Annotated in this window: 6 protein-coding genes and 1 pseudogene; 4 read left to right on the top strand and 3 right to left on the bottom strand. The window is 69.4% G+C overall.

What is annotated here, in order from left to right; all coding sequences use genetic code 11:
• From G3N97_RS34945 to bluB, 4 genes are all read left to right on the top strand, one after another.
• The coding region (locus G3N97_RS34945) for a cobalamin biosynthesis protein (protein WP_205997407.1) at positions 1 to 146 on the top strand (146 nt) is incomplete at its 5' end.
• Between the two features lie 75 nt (positions 147 to 221).
• On the top strand, positions 222 to 824 hold the full coding sequence (cobO, locus tag G3N97_RS34940) for a cob(I)yrinic acid a,c-diamide adenosyltransferase (protein WP_065059618.1): 603 nt from the start codon (positions 222 to 224) through the stop codon (positions 822 to 824).
• Positions 825 to 828: 4 nt separating this feature from the next.
• Entirely contained in the window at positions 829 to 2214 is a 1386-nt protein-coding gene (locus G3N97_RS34935) for a cobyrinate a,c-diamide synthase (RefSeq protein ID WP_205997406.1), read from the top strand.
• A complete protein-coding gene (gene bluB, locus G3N97_RS34930) occupies positions 2198 to 2884 on the top strand; it encodes a 5,6-dimethylbenzimidazole synthase (protein ID WP_205997405.1) in 687 nt (228 codons plus the stop codon). The genes G3N97_RS34935 and bluB overlap by 17 nt, the downstream gene beginning before the upstream one ends.
• Positions 2885 to 2957: 73 nt before the next feature.
• On the opposite strand, the gene G3N97_RS34925 is transcribed toward bluB, so the two are convergent.
• The 3 genes and pseudogenes from G3N97_RS34925 to G3N97_RS34915 all read right to left on the bottom strand — a co-directional run.
• A complete protein-coding gene (locus G3N97_RS34925; protein WP_205997404.1) occupies positions 2958 to 3626 on the bottom strand; it encodes a DUF4136 domain-containing protein in 669 nt (222 codons plus the stop codon).
• A gap of 150 nt (positions 3627 to 3776) precedes the next feature.
• On the bottom strand, positions 3777 to 6215 hold the full coding sequence (locus G3N97_RS34920) for a CHASE2 domain-containing protein (protein ID WP_205997403.1): 2439 nt from the start codon (positions 6213 to 6215) through the stop codon (positions 3777 to 3779).
• An 11-nt stretch (positions 6216 to 6226) separates the two neighbouring features.
• A pseudogene (locus G3N97_RS34915) lies at positions 6227 to 6837 on the bottom strand (peptidase M23); the annotation flags it as partial.

Here is a 6837-nt window from a genome sequence, read left to right as displayed (position 1 = left end):
CGGCGCTGGCGCGTTTCGGCGTGCCGGGCGTGTGCGAACCGTGCGCGCGTCTCGCGGCCGGAGGCGGCGCGCTGCTACGCGGCAAGCTTGCGCTCGACGGCGTGACCGTGGCGCTCGCCGCCATCGCGCCCGATACACGAAGCTGATGCACGCATCGCAGGCATCGCAAGAACACGCATCACACGACACTTACCGCATTCACAACAGGACGCTTCGCGACGATGAAAACCGACCCGGAATCGCACCAACGCATGACCCAGCGCCGCCGCGAAGGCCACGAGAAGAAACAGGCCGCCGCGACGCACGAAAAAGGCCTCTTGATCGTCAATACCGGCAACGGCAAGGGCAAGAGCACGGCGGCGTTCGGCATGGCCGTGCGCGTGCTCGGCCACGGCATGAAGCTCGGCGTCGTGCAGTTCATCAAGGGCGCGCTGCACACGTCCGAACGCGACTTTCTCGCCAGCGTCGCGCACTGCGACTTCGTCACGATGGGTGACGGCTACACCTGGAACACGCAGAACCGCGACGCCGATATCGCCACCGCGCGCAAAGGCTGGGACGCCGCGAAACGCATGATCGAGAGCGGCGAATACGGCATGGTGATCCTCGACGAGCTGAACACCGTGCTCAAGTACGAATATCTGCCGCTCGACGAAGTGCTCGGCGTGCTGACCGCGCGCGGGCCGATGCAGCACGTCGTCGTCACGGGCCGTCACGCCGCCGATGAAATGATCGAAGCCGCCGACCTCGTCACCGAAATGCGCCTCGTGAAGCATCCGTATCGCGAGCAAGGCGTGAAGGCGCAAAAGGGCGTGGAGTTCTGACGCGATGAACGCGACGGCGACGGCGACGGCGACGAAGACGAAGACGAAGACGGAAACGGCGGCGCACGTGGCCTGCCCCGCGCTCTTCATCAGCGCGCCCGCCTCGGGCCAGGGCAAGACCACGCTCACGGCGGGACTCGCGCGTCTGCACCGGCGCGCCGGGCGACGCGTGCGCGTGTTCAAGACCGGCCCCGACTTTCTCGATCCGATGATTCTCGAGCGCGCGAGTGGCGCGCCCGTGTTCTCGCTCGACCTGTGGATGGTCGGCGAAACGGGCTGCCGCGCGCTGCTCGCGCAAGCCGCGCAGGAAGCCGATCTGATCCTGATCGAAGGCGTGATGGGCTTGTTCGACGGCACGCCCAGCAGCGCCGATCTCGCCGCCACGTTCGGCGTGCCGGTCGCCGCCGCGATCTCCGCGAAGTCGATGGCGCAGACCTTCGGCGCGATTGCGTTCGGCCTCGCGCGCTTTCGCGCCGACGTGCCGTTTCACGGCGTGCTCGCCAATCACGTCGGCTCGCCGCGCCACGCGCAGATGCTGCAGGAAGCGCTGCCCGCCGATATCCGCTGGCTCGGCCACGTCGCCAGCGACGCGGCCTTCGCGCTGCCCGAGCGTCATCTGGGCCTGCATCGCGCGGACGAAATCGGCGACCTCGACGCGCGCATCGAACGCGCCGCCGACGCGCTCGAAGCCACCGCGCTCGCCGCGTTGCCGCCCGCCGTCGAATTCACGCTGCCCGACGCTGCATCCAATAGTGATTCCGACGACGCAAGCGCGCCGCGCCTGCTCGACGGCCTGCACATCGCGATCGCGCGCGACGCCGCTTTTTCGTTCATCTATCCCGCGAATCTCGCGCTGCTCGAAACGCTGGGCGCGCGCCTGAGCTTCTTCTCGCCGCTCGCCGACGAAGCCGCGCCCGCCGACGCCGACGCGATTTATCTGCCCGGCGGCTATCCCGAACTGCACGCGGCCACGCTCGCGGCCAACGCACGCAGCGCGCAGTCGCTGCGCGCGCACGTCGCCGCGCAGCGACCGCTCGTCGCCGAATGCGGCGGCATGCTGTATCTGCTCGACACGCTCACGTCCGCCGACGGCGCGTCCACGCCGATGCTCGGCCTGCTGCCCGGCGCGGCAGTCATGCAAAAGCGCTTCGCCGCGCTCGGCATGCAGCGCCTCGACAGCGCGCGCCACGGCACGGTCACGGGCCACACGTTCCACTACTCGCGCGTGAGCACGCCGCTCGACGCCGAGCTGCACGCGCGCCACGCGCACACCGGCGCGGCGGGCGAGCCGGTCTATCGGCACGGCCCCATCGTCGCGACTTATATGCACGCCTACTGGCCTTCCAATCCGGCCTTCGCAGCCGCACTTTTCCATGGCACAGCCCTTTGACGAAGCCGAACGCGCGGCGGTCTACCGCGCGATCTACGAGCGGCGCGACATGCGCCACTTCGCGCCCGGTCCCGTCGATCCGGCGACGATGACGCGTCTGCTCGACGCCGCGCATCACGCGCCGAGCGTCGGCTTCATGCAGCCGTGGCGCATCGTGCGCATCACCGACGCGGCCGTGCGCGCGCAGTTGCAGGACGCCGTCGAGCGCGAGCGCCTCGCGACCGCCGACGCGCTCGGCAAGCGTCGCGAAGAGTTCATGAAGCTCAAGGTCGAGGGGATGCGCGAGTGCGGCGAACTGCTCGTCGTCGCGCTGATGGATCGTCGCGAAGCGCATATTTTCGGCCGCCGCACGCTGCCGGAAATGGACCTCGCGTCGGTGGCCTGCGCGATCCAGAACATGTGGCTCGCGGCGCGCGCAGAAGGGCTCGGCATGGGCTGGGTGTCGATTTTCGACGTCGACGAAGTGCACGCGCTGCTCGGCATGCCGCCCGGCGCGAAACCGGTGGCGATTCTCTGCGTCGGCCATGTTGCGGAGTTCTATCCGCGGCCGATGCTCGAAATGGAGCGCTGGGCGGAGCGCAAGGCGCTCGGCGAGTGCGTCTACGAAAACCGCTGGCCGGACGCGGCGCAAACGGTCGACGCGTCCGGCGACCCGCAAAACAAGGGCTAAAGTCCGAAGCGGACCGCCCGCTGTCCGTTGCCGCAGCACGCGAAAGCCGATTCGCGTGCGCAGCGGTCTTACGTCACTGCGCTTGCGGCTTTACCGAGATCACGTCGGGCATCGCGGGATTCGCGTGTTGCGCTTCGTTTTGCGCACCCGCATGCGGCTTCATCGTCACGCGCCATTGCGCCGCGCCTGCGTACGGCAGTTGCGCCAGCGCGCTCGCGACCAGATACGGCAGCGCCTGTTGCGCGTCGGCGTTACGGTCGCGCTTGACCGCGCTCACCTTGTAGGCTTCGTGGCCGTCGGGCAGCGCGAAGAAGCGCAGCGTCAGCGAGTGCACGTAAGGATGGCCGAACCACGGGAGCGACGGCGCTTGCGCCGGCACGCAGCCGCCCACGCAATGACCGTCCGCGACGGTGACATCGGCGGGCCGCGACGCCCACGCCGCCGACACCAGATAGCGCGCCGTATCGGACGCACCCGGCTGAACCGGCGGCGCTTCTTCGAAACCGCGCTGCGCCAGCGCCGCGCGCAGCATCGGCTCGGCGGACAGCGGCGCATCGGCGCCGGATTGCGGGCTCTGTGCGGACAGCGCTTCCTGAGCCGGCGTGTGCGCGAAACGGTAGCTCGCGCCCGGCGCACCGGTTTCGGCAAGGCCGCCTTGCGCGCGCACGTCGGCGCTCGTGTTCACGCAACCTGTCAGCGCGCCCGCCATCATCAGGGCGCAGATCGTCATCGGGATCTTCACGGGACATACTCCATCGGAATTCTGGCCGGCCCACGCCGGCGGCATCTCATCGCTTCTCATCGTCCGGGCGCGGCGCGCGGCGCTGCGTCCCGGTAAAACGCGCACTCATTGCGCGCTCAATCCGTGCTTATTTCTGCGCTGACTTCTGTGCTACTCCAGCGCTGATTCCGGCGCATCGAGCGCGGGCAGCGACATCGTCAACGTGGTGCCCTTGTCGGGCTCGCTTTCCACGTGGACCTCGCCGCCGTGGCGCGTCACGACGGTCTTCACGAACGCCATGCCCAGCCCAGCGCCGCTAACCTCGGGCCGCTTGCCCGCGTGAAAACGCCGGAACGGCTCGAACAGCTTCGCCTGATCTTCGAGCGGAATGCCGTAGCCGTGGTCGCGGATCGAGCAGATCACGCGCGGCGGCTGGCTCTGCGCGAGCGCGACGCTGCAGACAATGCGCGTGTCCGGCGGGCTGTACTTCACCGCATTGTTCAGGATGTTCACGAGCGCGCGCGTCATCAGCGAACGGTCGGCGTTGATCCAGCCCATTTCGTCGCCCTCGAACGCCGTCTCGATCTGGATGCGCTTCGCGCTCGCCTGCGGCCACACTTCGTCGCTGGCGTCGATCATCAGTTCGGCGAGGCTCGTGGGCTCCAGCGCGTAGACCTGCGATTCCGCGCGCGCGAGTTGTACGAAGTCGTCGGCCAGCGTAAGCGAGCGGCGCGCGTAGCGCTCGATGCGGTCCATGACCTCGCGCACCGGCGCGGCCGCCAGCGTGCCGCGCTCGCGCTCGGTCTCGACCAGCGCGACGATCGACGCCTGCGGCGAGCGCATGTCGTGCGAAAGCAGACGCAGCGCATCTTCGCGCTGACGCTCGGCGTCGTGCAGCGCCGTCACGTCGACGAGACCGGCGATCCAGCCGACCGCCTGGCCCTGCGCGTTCGTGCAGCTCGCGTAGCGCAGCAGATAGTCGCTGCCGTCGCGCGCGCGCACTTCCACGCCGCGCTCCATCAACTGCGCGAATTCGCCGCGCGCCGGATCGAGCGGCGCGGGCCAGTGCGCATGCGCGAAGGCGAGCGTCTCCGGATTCGGATCGATCGGCTTGACGAGCGCGAGGTCGCCGAACACGTCCTGCACCCAGCGGCCCTCGAACGCGCCCACGTTCAGGCGCGCGAAATAGGCGCGCGCCGCGTGATTGGCGATCAGCACGATGCCGCGCAGGTCGGCGACCAGCAAGGGCTCCGGCACCGAATCGAGACTGTCCCAGACGAAGCGGCGCATGTCCTGCAAGCGCTGCGCGGCCTGCGCCATCAGCGCCATCTGCTGCGCCAGCGCGTCGCCCGCGTACTCGCGTCCGGGCGCGGGCGCCTCGGGCAGCAGGTAGGGTTCGTCGGCGAGCTGCTGCAATTCCTTGCGCACATACGCCATCGTCATTTCGAGACGCCGCCAACTCCAGAGCGGATACACCGCGGCCAGCACGACGATGGCCGGCACGGGCGTGAGCCAGATGCGCGCGCCGTAGAGCAGCGCCGCGCTCGCGGCCAGCGAGAGCAGCGCCAGAAACGGCAGCAACAGCAGCGTGCGCAACGGCGCGAACACCAGAAACCCGGCCAGCAGCAGCGCGAGCGGCAGCAGCGAAGCCAGCACGACGGTCAGCGGGCCGGCCGGTTCGATGGCGGTGCCGTTGAGCAGCGTATCGAGCACGAGCGCGTGGATATCGACGCCCGGCAGCGGCCCGAGCGTGCCCGACAGCGGCGTGGCGAAGCGGTCGTACAACCCCGACGCCGTCACGCCCACGAGCGCCACGCGCCCGCGCAGCAGGTCGGGCGACACGCGTCCTTCGAGCAGATCGGCGAACGACACCTTGCGGTAGTGCTCGACGTTCGCGCTGAACGGCAGCAGGAAGCGCGCCTCGCTTTGCGGGCCGCCCGCGTGTAGCAGGCTGGCGTCGCGGCGCGCGGCGTCGGCGGGATAAGCGGCGTGCGCGAGCGTGACCTGGCCGCTGCGCACCGCGCGCCACAGCGGCACCATCAGTTGCGGCCAGCGCTGCTTGTCGTCGCCCTCGAACAGCGCGACGCTGCGCACGATGCCGTCTGTATCGACTTCGAGATTGATGTGACCGATGCCGGCCGCCGCCTGCGCAAGCTGCGCCACGGGCTGGTCGACCGTGCGGCGGCCGCCGTCGGTTTCGTCGGCGGGCGACAGCAGAACGGGGAGATACGCGGGTCGCTTGCGCAGCGCTTCGCCGAAGCGCACGTCGTCGATCGACGGTTCGGTGAACAGCACGTCGTAGACCACGGCCGCCGCGCCCGCCTGCGCGAGCCGGTCGACCACCTGCGCATGCACGCTGCGCGGCCAGGGCCAGCGGCCGAGCGCGGCCACGCTCGCATTGTCGATTTCGACGATCACGATGTCGGGCGAGACCGGCTGATCACGCAGCGTCAGCAGGCGGTCGTAGACGAGCTGATCGGCGCCGAGCGTCCACTGCCCCAGCACGCTCAGCAGCACGACGAGGATGCCCGTGCACGCCACGCCCGCCCATTCGAACAGAAAACGCCGCCCGACCGGACGGCCGAGCGGCGTGGGCGGGCTCACGCTCATGCGCGTCTGCGTCACCAGTCGAGCCGGAACGACTGGACCGGACTGGCCTTCTGGTAGTAGCGGCCGCCCTCGAACTGCTCGGCGATCACGGTCCAGTAATAGGTGCCCTTGGGCAGATCGCGCACGACGGCTTCACCGCCGTCGAGATCGGTGCGGTCGACGAGCGGCGCGCGCAGATCTTCCGTTTTCGCCAGCACGAAGCGAAAACGCGTGTTCTGCGCGCCGCGATCGACGAACCAGCGGAACGCGTAGTCGCGCGAGTCGTCGATACGGCCGGCCGTGACGCCGAGCGAGAGGCGGCGGCGCTCGAACGCGTAGGTGGACGGCATGCCTTCGAGGCCGTTCGCGTCGATCGCGGACAGGCGCACGAAATACGTGCCGTCGTCGAGCGCGCCCACATCGACGTGCGGCGAGTCGCTGCGCTGATCGCGGATCATGTCGTAGAGGCCCGCATCGCGGCCGATCTGCACGCGATAGCCGTGCGCGCCTTCAAACGGCGCGATGTCGAAGACGACGTGGGTCTCGTCCTGCACCTTGGCGGGATTGCGCAGGTCCGGCGCGCCGAGCAGCGCGACGGGCGCGCCGGCCGCGCCGCCCGCCTGCGTCAGACTGCCGTGACCGG

It is taken from the genome of Paraburkholderia sp. Ac-20347 (assembly GCF_017104805.1).
In the GTDB taxonomy this organism is placed as follows: domain Bacteria; phylum Pseudomonadota; class Gammaproteobacteria; order Burkholderiales; family Burkholderiaceae; genus Paraburkholderia; species Paraburkholderia tropica.
The sequence above is the reverse complement of the archived record's forward strand: the minus strand, read 5'-3'. Positions and strand labels throughout refer to the sequence as shown.